Origin of the sequence: Planococcus halotolerans (genome assembly GCF_003289955.1) — a bacterium.
Taxonomy (GTDB): Bacteria; Bacillota; Bacilli; order Bacillales_A; family Planococcaceae; genus Planococcus; species Planococcus halotolerans.
In genome coordinates this window covers 128,702-143,932 of sequence record NZ_QLZR01000008.1, presented here as the reverse complement: position 1 = coordinate 143,932, position 15,231 = coordinate 128,702, and the positions used below count along the sequence as shown (strand labels likewise).

Annotated in this window: 13 protein-coding genes and 1 other annotated feature; of the genes, 1 reads left to right on the top strand and 12 read right to left on the bottom strand. The window is 45.1% G+C overall.

Going from position 1 to position 15,231, the window contains the following annotated elements; translation table 11 throughout:
• Window positions 1-23: 23 nt before the first annotated feature.
• The 6 genes from DP120_RS16245 to zapA all read right to left on the bottom strand — a co-directional run bounded on the left by DP120_RS16245 (window position 24) and on the right by zapA (window position 7,380).
• The gene (locus DP120_RS16245; protein ID WP_112224691.1) at window positions 24-1,715 is read right to left on the bottom strand and encodes an AMP-binding protein; all 1,692 of its coding nucleotides are present in this window, start codon (window positions 1,713-1,715) and stop codon (window positions 24-26) included.
• Window positions 1,716-1,954: 239 nt separating this feature from the next.
• Window positions 1,955-2,368: a DUF350 domain-containing protein gene (locus DP120_RS16240; RefSeq protein ID WP_084246393.1), complete on the bottom strand. Its 414-nt coding sequence runs from the start codon at window positions 2,366-2,368 to the stop codon at window positions 1,955-1,957.
• Window positions 2,369-2,389: 21 nt separating this feature from the next.
• Entirely contained in the window at window positions 2,390-4,753 is a 2,364-nt protein-coding gene (locus tag DP120_RS16235; protein WP_112224690.1) for an endonuclease MutS2, read from the bottom strand.
• A 12-nt stretch (window positions 4,754-4,765) separates the two neighbouring features.
• Entirely contained in the window at window positions 4,766-6,469 is a 1,704-nt protein-coding gene (gene polX / locus DP120_RS16230) for a DNA polymerase/3'-5' exonuclease PolX (protein ID WP_112224689.1), read from the bottom strand.
• 108 nt (window positions 6,470-6,577) lie between these two features.
• The gene (locus DP120_RS16225; RefSeq protein ID WP_084246399.1) at window positions 6,578-7,114 is read right to left on the bottom strand and encodes a CvpA family protein; all 537 of its coding nucleotides are present in this window, start codon (window positions 7,112-7,114) and stop codon (window positions 6,578-6,580) included.
• Window positions 7,115-7,119: 5 nt separating this feature from the next.
• Window positions 7,120-7,380 carry a cell division protein ZapA gene (gene zapA / locus DP120_RS16220; RefSeq protein WP_112224688.1) on the bottom strand — a complete coding sequence of 87 codons (261 nt, stop codon included), beginning with the start codon at window positions 7,378-7,380 and terminating at the stop codon, window positions 7,120-7,122.
• A 131-nt stretch (window positions 7,381-7,511) separates the two neighbouring features.
• On the opposite strand from zapA, the gene rnhC reads away from it, so the two are divergent.
• Window positions 7,512-8,444 carry a ribonuclease HIII gene (gene rnhC, locus DP120_RS16215; RefSeq protein ID WP_112224687.1) on the top strand — a complete coding sequence of 311 codons (933 nt, stop codon included), beginning with the start codon at window positions 7,512-7,514 and terminating at the stop codon, window positions 8,442-8,444.
• 142 nt (window positions 8,445-8,586) lie between these two features.
• Here the strand turns inward: rnhC and DP120_RS16210 are convergent, their stop codons facing one another.
• From DP120_RS16210 to DP120_RS16185, 6 genes are all read right to left on the bottom strand, one after another.
• Window positions 8,587-9,573: a hypothetical protein gene (locus DP120_RS16210; RefSeq protein WP_112224686.1), complete on the bottom strand. Its 987-nt coding sequence runs from the start codon at window positions 9,571-9,573 to the stop codon at window positions 8,587-8,589.
• A 9-nt stretch (window positions 9,574-9,582) separates the two neighbouring features.
• Window positions 9,583-10,050: a type II secretion system protein gene (locus tag DP120_RS16205; RefSeq protein WP_112224685.1), complete on the bottom strand. Its 468-nt coding sequence runs from the start codon at window positions 10,048-10,050 to the stop codon at window positions 9,583-9,585.
• Window positions 10,047-10,484 carry a type IV pilus modification PilV family protein gene (locus DP120_RS16200; RefSeq protein ID WP_112224684.1) on the bottom strand — a complete coding sequence of 146 codons (438 nt, stop codon included), beginning with the start codon at window positions 10,482-10,484 and terminating at the stop codon, window positions 10,047-10,049. Before DP120_RS16200 ends, DP120_RS16205 begins: the two co-directional genes overlap by 4 nt.
• 202 nt (window positions 10,485-10,686) lie before the next feature.
• On the bottom strand, window positions 10,687-13,086 hold the full coding sequence (gene pheT / locus DP120_RS16195; RefSeq protein WP_112224683.1) for a phenylalanine--tRNA ligase subunit beta: 2,400 nt from the start codon (window positions 13,084-13,086) through the stop codon (window positions 10,687-10,689).
• Window positions 13,087-13,098: 12 nt separating this feature from the next.
• The gene (gene pheS, locus DP120_RS16190) at window positions 13,099-14,136 is read right to left on the bottom strand and encodes a phenylalanine--tRNA ligase subunit alpha (RefSeq protein ID WP_101801731.1); all 1,038 of its coding nucleotides are present in this window, start codon (window positions 14,134-14,136) and stop codon (window positions 13,099-13,101) included.
• 39 nt (window positions 14,137-14,175) lie between these two features.
• Window positions 14,176-14,402, bottom strand: a binding site (T-box leader).
• A gap of 48 nt (window positions 14,403-14,450) precedes the next feature.
• Window positions 14,451-15,218 (bottom strand): TrmH family RNA methyltransferase, encoded by a 768-nt coding sequence (locus tag DP120_RS16185; RefSeq protein WP_112224682.1) that lies wholly within the window; start codon window positions 15,216-15,218, stop codon window positions 14,451-14,453.
• Window positions 15,219-15,231: the final 13 nt, after the last annotated feature.

Below are 15,231 nucleotides of genomic sequence, written 5' to 3'. Positions count from 1 at the left end.
TTTACTGCTTGTTGTGTCAAGCTTTATGAAGGGACAGCTTCACTGAGCTTCTGCTTTTCTTCATCAATGAGTGAGCGGCGGAGAATCTTGCCGACTGCTGTTTTCGGAAGTTCAGTCCGGAATTCATAGATGCGCGGTACTTTGAATGCTGCCAGATGTTCTCTGCAATAAGCATCCAGTTCTTCTTCTGTAATCGACTTGCCTTCTTTCAGGACGATATATGCTTTCACTGTCTCGCCGCGGTATGGATCCGGGATACCCGCTACAACACATTCCTGGATGGCTTCATTTTCATACAGAATTTCTTCGATCTCGCGTGGATAAATATTAAATCCACCGGCAATGATCATATCTTTCTTGCGGTCAACTACGAAGAAATGGCCGTCTTCATCCATATATCCGAGGTCGCCGGTCATCAGCCAGCCATCAACAATCGTTGCAGCAGTAGCTTCCGGGTTATTCCAGTAACCTTGCATGACCTGAGGCCCTTTGATGCCGATTTCGCCGATTTCACCGTGCGGCACTATTTCAGTCGTTCCAGGCTGGAACACTTTGCAGTCTGTGTCCGGATACGGCAATCCGATTGAGCCTTTAACTCGATCGCCCCATACAAGATTTGAGTGAGTGACAGGGGAAGTTTCAGTCAAGCCATAGCCTTCTACGAGACGGCCGCCTGTAATACTTTCAAATTTCTCCTGTACTTCGACCGGCAGTGGTGCTGAACCGCTCAAACATGCGCTGATTGATGATAGGTCGTATTTCTTGATGTCCGGATGGTTCATCAAACCGATATACAGCGTTGGTGCCCCCGGGAATAAAGTCGGTTTCTGTTTACTGATCGTTTTCAAAGCTGTTTCAGGATCGAATTTCGGCAGAAGCACCATTTTATTGCCCTGCATAACTGATAAGATCAGCACAGTCGTCAAGCCGTAGACATGGAACAACGGGATGATGCCGAGAACCGTTTCTTCACCGTGCTTAGTCTTGTACAGCCAGGAATCGCACATTGTCGCATTTGAAATCAAGTTCTTATGGGACAGCATGACGCCTTTTGGTGAACCTGTCGTTCCCCCGGTATATTGAAGGAGAGCCAGATCCTTTTCAAAATCAAATTCTGTTTTCGCAACATCTGTGGTTGCCGTTTTCATAATTTCAGAGAATAAATGATTGGTGCCCCGATGCTCCACTTTCACTGTAATCCCATATTGCTTTTTCTGTATGAAAGGATAAACCATGTTTTTCGGGAAAGGAAGATATTCCTTGATACCTGTAATGATAACATTTTCAAGATCGGTATCCTTAAATACTTTCGATATTCTTGGATAAAGGATATCCATTGCCAGAATCGCTTTTGCTCCAGAATTCTTCATCTGATAGGCAATTTCACGCTCTGTATACAACGGGTTGGTCATAACCACTACGCCGCCGGCATAAAGAATACCATAAAATCCGATAACGGCCTGTGGAGAGTTTGGCAGCATGATGGCCACCCGGTCACCTTTTTTGATGCCGAGACTTTGAAGATAACTGGCGAATTTCATCGCTGAGTCATACAATTCCTTGTATGTCACATCTTTGCCCATGAAATGGATGGCCGTTTTCTCCGGCGAGGTTTCATAGGTATGCGTCAAATAATCCTGTACCGGCTTGCTCTCATATTCCAGGGTCTGTGGAATTTCAGGCGGGTAATGCGCGAGCCATGGTTTTTCTGTCATTCTATTTCCTCCTTTTGTATTATAAGAATCGTGTGAATATTCCTATTTTTAATTATAGAGAAATATGTCAGCGCTTACAAACTTTATTTTTTAATAAGATCAAAATATGAAAAACCGCCAGCAATTTCTGCTGGCGGCCACTGCTTTTAAAACATGAAAAGATAAACAACCCCGACGAGCATAAACAAAATACAGCAAACGATCAGGATCTTAATAAGATTTTCCAAATGTCACAACTCCTATGAAATACTTGCACCGATTACAAACGAGAGCCCGACCGAAATCATCATGGAAATTAAACCGACGGAACGGTTGTCATTTTCAATTTCATCATCCACTTTGAATTTCGGCGTCAAAAACTCGAAAAGGATATAGGCGAAAATCAGCAGGCCAAATCCATAGACCCCCCAGCCAATCATTTCCGGCAGCGTATTGTGCTGTTCGATGGAATAACGGAAAATATTCGTTACGCCAAAGATCTTTCCGCCAGTTGCCATTGCCACTGACAGATTGCCTTTTTTGATTTCTTCCCAGTTTTTATACTTGGTGATGACTTCGAATATTACCATTGCCACGATCAAACACAATACTACTACACTGAAATAGCCTGCCGTTTCGACAAGCGGATGCGTCCAAAACCCAGTCTCTGACATTGCTCATTCTCCCCTATACCTCTACTTCAATTCTGCAACAGTTACTCCGGAACCGCCTTCGCCGGCTTCACCGAAGCGGTAGCTTTTTACGCGCGGATGTTTTTTCAAATACTGCTGGACACCCTGGCGAAGTGCACCTGTGCCTTTTCCGTGAATAATGGAAACTTGATGGTAATTCGATAATAACGCATCATCGATGTATTTTTCAACACGCGCCAACGCATCTTCATAGCGTTCGCCTCTGAGATCAAGCTCCAGCTTCACATAGCTGTCCCGGTCTTTGAGAGTCGCCATCGTACGCGCCTCTTTTTCCTTCTCCGGTTTTGTGTAAGAAAGATCCGATTCAGGCAGCTTCATTTTCAGGATGCCGATTTGAACAATCCATTCCTTGTCGGAAACTTTTTCGACAAGTGTACCTTTTTGTCCGAATGAAATCACTTTGACTTCATCATTCGGTTTCAATTTCACTTCGCGCTGTTTGTCTTTAGCCGCTTTTTTCAAAATACGGTTTTCAGGTGCAGCACCTTCCAGACGTTTTTTCGCTTCGATCAATTGATGTTCTTTGATGGAGCCTTGCTGATTCAGCTGCATCTTCCGCAAGTCGGAAATGACTTCTTCCGCTTCTGTACGGGCCTGGTCGACAATCTTGCGTGCTTTTTCCCGCGCTTTTTCTTCAAGCTGCTCTTTTTTCTGCTCGTACTGTTTTAATTGGGCAGCCAGCTCTTCTTTTAATTTCTCGGATTCCTTCAGCACTTCGCTCGATCGTTCTGCGTCCTGTTCGGATTCTCTGCGGCTTTTCTCAAGCGACGCAATCATTGAATCCACCTGGCGGCTGTCCGTGCCGGTAAAGCTTTGCGCATGCGTGATGATATGCTCCGGCAACCCAAGGCGCTTCGAAATTTCAAAAGCGTTGCTTCGTCCGGGTACACCGATCAGCAAACGATACGTCGGGCTCAACGTTTCCACATTAAACTCCACACTGGCATTCGCCACTCCCGGACGGTTATAACCATACGCCTTCAGTTCCGGGTAATGCGTCGTCGCAATGACGCGCGCTCCTCTGCCATGGACTTCGTCAAGCAATGAAATCGCCAGTGCGGCACCTTCCTGCGGATCTGTCCCTGCACCGAGTTCATCAAAGATGACAAGCGAGTTCTCATCGAATTTCGTCAAGATGTCGACAATATTCACCATATGGGATGAAAATGTACTCAGGCTTTGTTCGATGGACTGCTCATCTCCGATATCCGCAAAAATCTGGTCGAATACAGCCAATTCTGAACCGTCGAGCGCCGGAACCGGCAGACCCGCCTGTGCCATCAATGTACAAAGGCCGACCGTTTTCAACGTCACTGTTTTACCGCCGGTATTCGGACCGGTAATGACGATAGCGGTAATCTCGCGTCCGAATTCAATATCGTTTGCGACTACTTCATCTTTCGGAATCAAAGGATGGCGGGCTCGTTTCAAATTGATGTAACCCTCTGTGTTCATAGCAGGTTTCGAGCATTTATTGGCTGAGCCGTATTTCGCTTTGGCGAAAATCATATCGATTTCACCGAGCACTTCGACCATTACGAAGATGTCGTGTGCCACTTCCTGCACTTGGGCCGACAGCATCTGCAGAATACGGTCAATCTCTTCTTTCTCTTTCATTTTCAGACGGCGTACTTCATTATTTGCCTGCACCACTGCATCCGGTTCGATGAAAAGCGTCTGGCCGGAAGATGACTGGTCATGGATAATGCCGCCGTAATGGCTGCGGTATTCCTGTTTTACGGGAATTACGAAACGGTCGTTACGGATGGTGACAATCGTATCAGACAGCATTTTTGCTGCATTCTTGCCGCGCACCAAACTTTCAAGCCTTTCGCGTACACGGCTTTCCTGGGACCGCAGCTGCTGGCGTATGGACCGCAATGCTGAACTGGCTGAGTCCAGTACACCGCCGTTGTCATCGATGCATGCATTGATGTCATGCTCCAGCTGCGTCAGAATCGGCATCGATTCCTTTTTCTCCAGAAATAGGGGGACTTGGATATCCCCTTCTTCCCGGATTGCTTCGAAAAATTGGCGCAGGATTCGGCTGGCACGGATTGTCGATGATACTTCCATCAGCTCAACCGGGCTCAACGCTCCTCCGATTTGCGCTCGTCTTGCATGCATCCGGACGTCAAAAATCCCACCCATCGGCACGTTGTTCTTCACACGCAGCACTTGGGCCGCTTCATCCATTTCCGCAAGCAGCTGTTCCACTTCCCGGATTTCAACGGACGGCACCAGTTTATCTATATGGTTTTTACCGAGTGAAGAGGTACAGTATCGCGCCACTTCGTCACGGATTTTATAAAATTCGAGTGTCTTTAATGCGCGTTCCGCGATCATTCGCGACACCTCCTATTTTTTCAAAAATGCTTTTAATTTTTCAAGCGGCCACGTATTGACCACATTATCTCTTTTCAGCCAGGCTTTTTGTGCATGGCGCACGCCTATTGCCATCACTTCCAATTGGTCAATGGCGTGGGCATCTGTATTGATAGCCACCGGCACACCTTTTTCCTGTGCCATTTCAAGAAATTCAACAGCCAGATCAAGCCGGTAAGGGCTGGCGTTCAATTCCACGATCTTACCATACTCACTTGCCCAGTCCAGAAGCTGCTCCATATCCGGATCGTAGCCGCTGCGCTGGCCGACAATACGTCCTGTCGGATGGGCAATCATATGGACATATGGATTTTTCATCGCAGTATGAATGCGCTCCATGATCTGCTCCTGCGGCTGCTGGAAACTGGAATGGATGCTGGCGATGACGAAATCGAGCTGTTTCAATACTTCATCATCAAAATCGAGCGAAGCATCCGGCAAGATATCCATCTCTGTTCCGGACAGCACTTCGATATCGCTGTATTCTTTATTCAGTTCAAGGATTTGACCATTCTGCTCCAATAAACGCTCAGGTGTCAATCCGTTTGCCACTTTCAAGTACTGTGAATGGTCCGTGATGACCATATACTTGTAATTGCGGCCTCGGCAAGCATCAATCATCTCTTTCAATGAATGCGCACCGTCAGACCAGACCGTATGCATATGCAGGTCGCTTATGATATCTTCAACAGCGACAAGCTCCGGCAATTCTTCAATGCGATCCGTTTCACGTCCGTCTTCACGGACAGATGGCGGAATGAACGGCAATCCGAAATGGGAGAAAAAGTCTTCTTCAGATTTGAAGGTCTGGATAGAGCCATCTTCCTGCTCGACTCCGTATTCACTGATTTTCTTACCCTGTGATTTTGCCAGCTGGCGCATCTTTACATTATGGTCTTTCGATCCAGTGAAATGATGCAGCGCCGTCACAAATTCTTCCGGCGCAACCAGACGGAAATCAATATCAATCGGATCCTGGAACTCGACCGTCACGGATACTTTCGTATCACCGGAAGCGATTGTCGCCTGCACCGGCAGCGCTGCAAGCAATTGCTCTTTGACAACTGCAGGCTCGCCAGTCGCTACAATGAAATCCAGGTCCTTGCTCGTTTCCTTCGTCCGCCGGTAGCTTCCTGCGACTGAAAACTCGCTGACTTCTTTTATTCCCTCTAATATTTCATTGATGGTTGCAACCGCCTCAGCCGTTTTCCAGATTGGATGGCGGCCGGGTTTAGAGTCGAACTCCATCAATTCCTTCAAAATCTTATCTTCTGATTTCGGACCGAAGCCGGGCAGCTTCTGGATATTGTGATCGATGCATGCCTGTTTCAAAGCTTCAGCAGAATCAATGCCAAGTTCCTTATACAGTTTGGCGATTTTCTTGCCGCCGAGTCCCTGCAATTTCATAAGCGGAAGGAGCCCTTTCGGCACTTCTTCCTGCAACTCCTCAAGAACCGTTGATTTTCCGCTGTCCAACAGCTCAATGATGACGTCGCCTGTACCTTTGCCGATGCCTTTCAGCTTCGTGACATCTTCGATTTCAGACAGCGAGCGCTGATCGAGCTCAAGTGCCTGTGCCGCTTTACGGAAAGCGGACACTTTGAACGGGTTTTCCCCTTTCAGTTCCATATATAAAGCTATCTTTTCAAGTGTTCTGATGATGACTTTTTTGTTCATCGGGAGACCTCCTGTGAATGTGGCTCATCTGGTAATACTCTTTCTCTGGATATACTTTTTATCCCTAAACTCCAAAAAAACTTCTCCCGCAATGAGAGAAGTCAGTGCTTACATATAAATATACCACCATTCTTTCACTTTCTCAGAGAAATAAGGCGTGTGTTCCAGGATTGCCTGGGCAATTCCTGAGTTTTCGAGCTGGTTCTGGATGATATCCAACGGCAGCAAAGCGAAAACATAGATGAAGAAAAACAGCAGGATCAACATTTCGATAAATCCTAGGATTGCACCGAGGATTTTGCTGAGGAAACCAAGTACCGGCAAATATTTCAGGAAGTCGAACATGGAAGCAATCAGCTGCAATCCGAATTTGACGACAAAGAAAATAAGTGCGAAGGCAAATAATTGATAGAAGGTCTGGTCAAGATCCAATTGCTCGATCGCGAGCGTAAACCTGGATTCATCAGTTACTGCCGGATATGGAATCCACAGGACGAAGTATTCGGATAAAGGTTTATAATAGAGGTATGCCACGACTAGCGCGATGATGAACCCTACCATATGTATTAATTGGACCACAAGGCCCCGTTTGGCTCCGACAATGATGCCGGCAATTAGCAACAGAAATAAAATTATATCTAGCATCTACTTCAGCCCTTCGGTTTTTTCAATTCATTTTCCAATTGTTCAATGCGCTCTTTCAGTTTAAGATTATCATGTACCGCATTTACTGCAGTCAATACTGCAAGGCGCGAACTATCGAGAGATGGATTCATCGCATGAATCTCACGCATCTTCTCGTCCACTGTAGATGCCACTAAACGCATGTGGCCAGAGGTTTCAGTGCCTACCATCTTGTAAGTATGGCCGTAGATCTCAACTGATGTGCGAATTCTTTGCTGATCCGACAATGTTCCATCCCCCAATCAATTATGCCTCGGCATAACAGCATCGGCATGTTCCAGCCAATGCAATTTATTTCTATACATAATCATAACATGAACACAAGCAACTTGTGAATCATTAGAAAGGAGACTGTCCTATGTCCAATGTCGTATTAAAACTTCCAGAGGAAAGTCTCCTCCAAATCATCAAGCATTATGAAAATAAAAAGACGCCAGCCAAAGCGCAATACGTCCGCTTCACAGCCAAACTGACTGATACGGTAGTGACCGTCTACAATTCCGGAAAAGTCATGTTCCAGGGGGCTGGAGCTGAACGGGAAGCTGGTAAATGGGGAGAAGCAGACAACACTTCCACGAAAGTTTCCGGCGCTAAAGGTGACAAGCTTCCCGAAAATTTTGCGAAGCTTTCCGTATTGGGTTCGGATGAAACCGGCACCGGTGATTTCTTTGGACCGATTACGGTCGCCGCCTGTTTCGTGCCAGCAGACAAAGTGGCCCTCGCCCACGAACTTGGCGTCAAAGACTCGAAATTGCTCAATGATGATTATATGCGCAAAATCGCACCGGATCTTCGAGAAGCATTCGTCCACAAGGTCCTTACCTTAAAAAATGAAAAATATAATAAAGTTCAAGCACAAGGCTGGTCTCAAGGAAAAATAAAAGCCCTTCTCCACAACCAGGCGCTGAAACATGTGCTCGCAAAAATGGAACCGGTAAAACCGGACGCCATTCTCATAGACCAGTTTGCCGAACGCGGCATTTACTATAATCATATCAAGGGTGAAAAAGATATTATCCGCGAGAATGTTCTGTTCTCGACTAAAGCGGAAGGCCTTCATGTTTCAGTTGCCTGCGCTTCGATTATAGCGCGCGTCGCTTTCCTGGAAGAAATGGATCGCATGAGCGCGGAAGCTGGCGTCACTCTTCCGAAAGGCGCCGGCAAGATTGTGGATGAAGCGGCTGCAAAAATTATCCGGAAGCACGGCGAGGAGTATTTGAAGAGTTTGACGAAGTGGCATTTTGCGAATACTGGTAAGGCGAGGTTGTTGGCTGGGAAGAGACGGAGTTAGGGATATTCTTATTATGTAAACCGATGTAATAAAGTCATCCCTATATAGTATTTGGGATGACTTTATTATTTATTTGCTTAAAGCAAAAATTATTTTTTAATATCTTTTAATAAAAAATCAAAAGCAAATTCAATAAGAAAATTTAATTTACGAAATAATCAACGTCAATGTTTTCATCTATTTGCCAGCTACCAGACAACTTTCCAGGATTCCCGGAGCCTGGCAGAGGACAGGTTTTCTTATCATTCCCGCTATCTGAACCATTGTGATAATTATAGAGGTATCCTGAAGGGACCGGTTCAAAATCGTTGCGCACTTCTTTCCCGTTTTCGAAGACTTTTCCTGTTACAAAGAAATTATTATTACTTGATTTATAAGTATTAGATTTAAAATAAGCATCTCCATAAACGAATATATAAACTTTATTTGTAGAGGTTATATTACCTTTAACAATTAGATTCCCTCTCGTAACTATGCAAGCGTGATTTTGTATAGACATATTTTGGTCAATGAACAGATTTCTATTTATTAAAATATCATTTCCACCGTTGCTGTTTCCATGTTGTACTTTAAAATCCCCTTTTACATATAAACTATCCTCAGTAGGAGAATAAAAGCCGTTTTCAACTGTTAGTCCTCCTTCAACAACTTTTGTATCATCATTATAATCGGAAGGCCCTGGTAATTCTCCTTCTTCAAGATTTGTTCTGCTTGAATTTTTTATATTAAATTTAGCTTTAATCTTATCTTCCTTATCAATATATTTTCCTGTACTTTCAATAGAGATTTTTATAACATCTTCTGACAACTCGCATTCTATATCTTGTTTACTTACGTTGTATTCGGAATTATTATCATTTGATAAAACTGCTACTTCATTTAGAAACTTAGCACAAGGTACTACTTCATTATTTTTATTTTCTTCTACAATACTTATCAGTTGGGCTTGGTAATGTAAAACTCCCATTTCTGCCTGATGCCGAGCTTTTACTTGTTCTTCCTTGGTATTAAACTGCTTCGCAGAATTCATATTCGTCGCCATAAGTCCCATTCCCAGGACGGTAAACAGAAGGATCAGCATTAACACCATCAATAACGCATATCCCTTTTCATTTTTGAAAGTCTTCATGTGATCCCCCTAATTTAACTTGCTGAATGACGTGTTAATTTTATATTCCTGGTTCGGTGAGTTTCCATTAGTTTTACCGCGGATTAGCAGGTTAAATACTGATTTCTGTGTCCTATCAAGCACCACTTTTTTCTTGGTAGGAGATGTGTTATCTGCTGACGCCGGATCTAAATCGTATTTAAAACCTTCTGAGATAACCATATTTGTACCTGTATCATCCTTGAAAATCAATTTATCGTTTTCGACTACGATTTCAAATTTATCGGGAACTGTGTCTTCTTTTTGATTCAATAAATATTGTGCACGAATTTTTTCTACTATTATATTTCCTTCCTGTTGCAGCTGCTGATTCATGCTTGTCCTTTGAGAAGCGTTTGTGCCGCTGGATAAAACGCTGGCAATAAGCGCTACTGTGATTCCGGCTACTGCAAGTACGGCAATCAATTCCACTAAAGTGATTCCTTTTTCATTTTTCATGGCTGAACCTTCAAATACATTTCTGTCTTAAATTCCGGTTCGTTGATTCCAAAACCTGGTTTAGCTTTGACGGAGATGTTCGCTTTTTTTAGTGTAAGTGCAGTGGCCGGAGCATCTGGGCTAGTCACTTGCACTTCTTCTTCTGATATTTTAATGACAAAATGATCATATGTATTTTTATCTTCAATAAAATTGCCGACTTTTTTATAGTTACCAATATTATTCAAGGTTAAAATCGTCTCCAGATCCCTTACATCTGAAACTACCTGCTCAGCAATCTGAACAGCCGTCAATGTTTCCTGATTATGGGCAGAGAATTTCGCAGACTGCGTAAAGATCGACATAAAGGTAAATAAAACAATTCCCAAAAGGGCAATTGCAGCCAACAATTCTACTAGAGTCATGCCGCTTTCTTTAACTAAAATCTTTTTCATCGTTTACCTCCAGGGCTTTGTAACCATTCGTTAAATTTTTACATAATTTAACTTTTTTATATGTTAATCAAATTAATTTTACCATAGCTTTCTTTTTTTACTAGTCATTTCTATTCATTCTAAAACTTATTTTCTCAAGCTTAAAGAAAGAAATAACAAAAAACCGGAATCCAAGGATTCCGGTTGATTATCTTCTATTTTATCAGCTGCGCAGTTCCGCACCTGATTCTATCAATGCTGCAACCACCTTTTCATGCACGGCAGTTACTTCTTCATCTGTCAGAGTCTTCTCCGGATCGAAATACGTCAGCGAGAACGCCACCGATTTTTTGCCGGCTTCAAGATTATCACCTTCGTAAAGGTCGAATACGCGAACATCTTTCAATAGTTTACCGCCTGCAGAACGGATCAGTTTTTCAATCGTTCCGGCTTCGACTATTTTAGAGAGTACCAGCGCGACGTCGCGAGTAATTGACGGATAGCGTGGCACTTGTGTATATACCAAAGCTTCTGTCTGTTCTTTGAACAGTTCAGCCAGGCTTAATTCCATTACGATTGTCGTTTTCAGGTCACGCGCCTTCTGTTCGTTCGGATGCAATTGGCCGATGACGCCAATGCGGCGGCCATCAAGTGTGATAAACGCAGTTCTTCCAGGATGGAGGCCATCCAATTCACCGCGTTCAAACTCCAATTCCACATCCAGTTTGGCAGCTAAACCTTCAACAATACCTTTGACCACAAAGAAGTCGACGGCTTTCTTTTCTCCCTGCCAGCTGTTATCCAGCCATAAACCGGTCACGGCAATCGCCAAATGTTCTTCTTCATTGAGCAATTCATCCTGCCCTTTAAGGAATACTGAGCCGGTTTCATACAGAGCAACAGAATCGATGCGTCTTGCCGTGTTATAGGAAACGGATTCCAGCAAATGAGGCAGAAGGCTTTGGCGTAAAGTGCTTCGCTCTTCACTCATAGGCATCAATAACCGTGTCAATTCCGTGTGTTTCATTGCAAATTGAGTTGCTGATTTCTCAGAAGTCAGTGAATAAGTAGTCGCCTGGAGCAAACCTGCACCTTCCATATAATTACGGACAATGCGGCGTTTCTGCTGATACGGCGACAATCCTCCCGGAGACGTTGCAGTTTCCGGCAAGGTTGACGGAATTTCATCATAGCCGTAAAGACGGGCGATTTCTTCTACAATGTCTTCTTCAATTTGAATATCCTGTCTGCGTGTCGGAACAGAAATCATCAATTGATTGTTCATCGCTTCCGTCTTGAATTGCAGACGGTTCAATATGTCCAGCATGTCGTCCAGACGGATTTTCATGCCAAGTCGGCTGTTAATGAAATCCGGGGACACATTGACGATTTTCTCTTCGCGCTGCAGCTGATCGAATATTACCGAACCGGCAAGGACTTCTCCTCCTGCAAGTTCCGAAAGTAATTGTGCGGCACGTTCTGCAGCAGGAATTACGCGGTTTGGATCCACACCTTTTTCATAGCGGGAACTCGCATCACTGCGCAGGTTATGCTCTTTCGATGTCTGGCGGATAGAGCCGGATTCAAAATAAGCCGATTCAATAACGATTGTTGTTGTGTTCTTGCTGACTTCGGAATTCGCACCGCCCATGACTCCTGCAAGCGCCACTGGTTTTTCACCATTTGTAATCACCAGGTTGTTCAGTGAAAGCTTGCGTTCATTGCCATCAAGTGTCGTAATCAGTTCATCTGTCTTGGCATGGCGAACTGTGATGTTGCCGGTTTCCAGCAAATCATAGTCGAATGCGTGCAATGGCTGGCCGTATTCCATCAAGATATAATTCGTAACATCGACCACATTATTATGCGGGCGGACGCCTGCTGCCATCAATCGCTGCTGCAGCCACATCGGAGATTCCTTCACTTCGATATTGCGCACTACTTTTGCCACGTATAACGGATTGGCTTCCGGTGAATCGATGTTCAACGTCAGCATGGAAGACGCCTTGTCTTCCGCTTCTTTATACGTAATTTCCGGCAGTTTCACTTCTTCTTCCAGAATCGCCCCGACTTCGTATGCTACTCCGAGCATACTCATCGCATCCGCACGGTTTGGCGTAAGACCAAGTTCAAGGACCGTATCATCCAAATCAAAATTAGTGATGACATCCGAACCGACTTCCGCGTTTTCCGGCAATACATAAATGCCTTCCGCGTATGCTTTCGGAACCAGTTTGCCTTCAATGCCAAGTTCCTGCAGGGAACAAATCATACCGTTCGATTCTTCGCCGCGCAGTTTTGCTTTCTTGATTTTCATGCCACCCGGTAAACGTGCACCCGGACGGGCAACAATCACGTTCTGGCCAGCTGCGATATTTGGTGCGCCGCAGATGATCTGTGTAGTTTCTTCCCCGACATTCACCTGGCAGATATTCAATTTATCCGCTTCCGGATGTTTTACGCATGATTCCACATGACCGACGACGATATTCGAAAGGCCTTCCGAACGGTCGATTACTGCGTCCACTTCGATTCCGGCACGTGTGATTTTCTCGCCGAGTTCAGCTGGCGGCAATTCCTGTGTATTTACATAATCCTTCAACCATTTTATCGATACTAACATGTCATTTCCTCCTTAAACTTCCGTGCGTTGAAATTGGGATAAAAAGCGGACGTCATTTGTGTAGAAATGACGGATGTCTTCTATGCCGTATTTCAGCATCGCAATGCGTTCAGGTCCCATTCCGAAAGCGAATCCGGTCAGGCGCTTCGAATCATAGCCTGCCATTTCCAATACGTTCGGATGCACCATACCCGCTCCAAGAATTTCGATCCAGCCGGTTTTCTTGCAGACGTTACAGCCTTCTCCTCCACATTTGAAGCAGGAGATATCCATTTCAACAGATGGTTCCGTGAACGGGAAGAAACTTGGACGAAGACGGATTTCACGGTCTTCCCCGAACATTTTCTTGGCGAATACAGAAAGTGTCCCTTTCAGGTCGCTCATGCGGATATCTTCGCCGATAACTAACCCTTCAATTTGCGTGAACTGGTGTGAATGCGTTGCGTCATCGTTATCACGGCGATAAACTTTCCCCGGACAGATGATTTTGATCGGCTCTCCGCCTTTCGCTTCCATCGTACGTGCCTGCACAGGTGATGTATGCGTGCGCAAAAGAATATCTTCAGATATATAGAAGGAATCCTGCATATCACGCGCCGGATGCCCTTTCGGCAAATTCAACGCTTCGAAATTATAGTAATCTTTCTCCACTTCCGGGCCTTCTTCAATTTCATATCCCATGGAAATGAAAAGATCTTCGATTTCTTCAATGACACGCGTCAACGGATGGGCGTTGCCGGATTTCACCGGACGTCCTGGCAGCGTGATGTCGATTGTTTCACTTTGCAATTTTTCATTGATTGCCTGTTCCTCAAGAATCGCCATGCGCTCTTCTAAGCGCGCTGTCACTTCTTCTCTTACCACGTTGACTAGTGCACCCATCTTCGGGCGTTCTTCGGCAGGCAGTTTGCCCATGCCTTTAAGCAGATCCGTAATCGGACCTTTCTTACCAAGATATGCAACGCGGACAGCGTTCAGTTCTTTTACGTTTGATGCGGCAGCAATCTTATCCAGCGCTTGTGTTTTCAACTCATTCAATTGTGCTTCCATTTTTTCTCCTCCTCTAAACATAAAAAAGCCCCGTCCCTGAAAAGGGACGAGGCATTATTCGCGGTACCACCCTAGTTATCGCCCAGAGGCAATCACTCATTTACGTAACGGCTCTTCACCGGCCCACCTTTACAGCAACATGCTGGTCCCGGCGGCAGCTCGCGGGGTGAACTTCCGAAACGTTTGCATATCCGCGCTTTCAGTCAAGGCGCAAACTTCCTGTTGATGCAAATGGGCTCCGTACTTTTCCCGGTCAACGCTTTTGTGTTTTATTTACCTGTTAATTATACGAAAGTTCCACTGTATTATCAACCTTAGTTCTTCGGAACGAGGCTGTACAATAAAATCCCTGTCGCCACTGCAACATTCAACGACTCCGCGCTGCCGTATAACGGCACCATCAGATTCTGTTCCGTCTGTACGAGCAACTCGGGCGAAACTCCGCTTCCTTCGTTGCCGACAATCAGCGCGAACTTCTCTTTCGTTTCAGCTTCGTGTACCGGAATGGCTCCTTGCAATGCCGTGCCGAACACCGGTATGTCTGCATATTTTAGCTGCGGCACCCATTCTCCCAGCTCCCCGCGGACAACTGGAATCTGAAAATGTGAACCTTGTGCTGAACGAACCGTTTTCGGGTTGAAAGGATCTGCGCAGCCTTTGCCAAGAATGACAGCATCGATGCCGGCAGCGGATGCCGTCCGGATCATTGTGCCGATATTGCCCGGATCCTGCACCGCATCGATCAATAATAGACGCGTCCAGTTCTGTTGATCCTCTTCAGTGAACTCGGGTTGCGCGCAATGGGCAAAAATCCCCTGCGAATGTTCCGTCTCGGAAATTTCTTTCGCTACTGCGGCAGTCACCGAATACAACGTGACTCCTTCTATGTTCCAGCTGTCAGGAATATCGACGCCTTCACGGACGATCAATCCTTTAACAAGATCTTTCTTTTTAAGGGATTCTTCCGTTAAATGAAACCCTTCCACGAGGAATTCCGAAAATTTGTCGCGTTCCTTGCGAGTGGTTCCAAGCTTTTTCCAATGCTTTACTAATGAATTTTGAAGTGATTCGATTCGTTTCATAATTGATCACGCC

Bases quoted from the DNA above. Each gene is read 5' to 3' on its own strand.
- DP120_RS16245 (WP_112224691.1), bottom strand. From the start codon at position 1,715: ATGACAGAAAAACCATGGCTCGCGCATTACCCGCCTGAAATTCCACAG.
- DP120_RS16240 (WP_084246393.1), bottom strand. From the start codon at position 2,368: ATGTCAGAGACTGGGTTTTGGACGCATCCGCTTGTCGAAACGGCAGGC.
- DP120_RS16235 (WP_112224690.1), bottom strand. From the start codon at position 4,753: ATGATCGCGGAACGCGCATTAAAGACACTCGAATTTTATAAAATCCGT.
- polX (WP_112224689.1), bottom strand. From the start codon at position 6,469: ATGAACAAAAAAGTCATCATCAGAACACTTGAAAAGATAGCTTTATAT.
- DP120_RS16225 (WP_084246399.1), bottom strand. From the start codon at position 7,114: ATGCTAGATATAATTTTATTTCTGTTGCTAATTGCCGGCATCATTGTC.
- rnhC (WP_112224687.1), top strand. From the start codon at position 7,512: ATGTCCAATGTCGTATTAAAACTTCCAGAGGAAAGTCTCCTCCAAATC.
- DP120_RS16210 (WP_112224686.1), bottom strand. From the start codon at position 9,573: ATGAAGACTTTCAAAAATGAAAAGGGATATGCGTTATTGATGGTGTTA.
- DP120_RS16205 (WP_112224685.1), bottom strand. From the start codon at position 10,050: ATGAAAAATGAAAAAGGAATCACTTTAGTGGAATTGATTGCCGTACTT.
- DP120_RS16200 (WP_112224684.1), bottom strand. From the start codon at position 10,484: ATGAAAAAGATTTTAGTTAAAGAAAGCGGCATGACTCTAGTAGAATTG.
- pheT (WP_112224683.1), bottom strand. From the start codon at position 13,086: ATGTTAGTATCGATAAAATGGTTGAAGGATTATGTAAATACACAGGAA.
- pheS (WP_101801731.1), bottom strand. From the start codon at position 14,136: ATGGAAGCACAATTGAATGAGTTGAAAACACAAGCGCTGGATAAGATT.
- DP120_RS16185 (WP_112224682.1), bottom strand. From the start codon at position 15,218: ATGAAACGAATCGAATCACTTCAAAATTCATTAGTAAAGCATTGGAAA.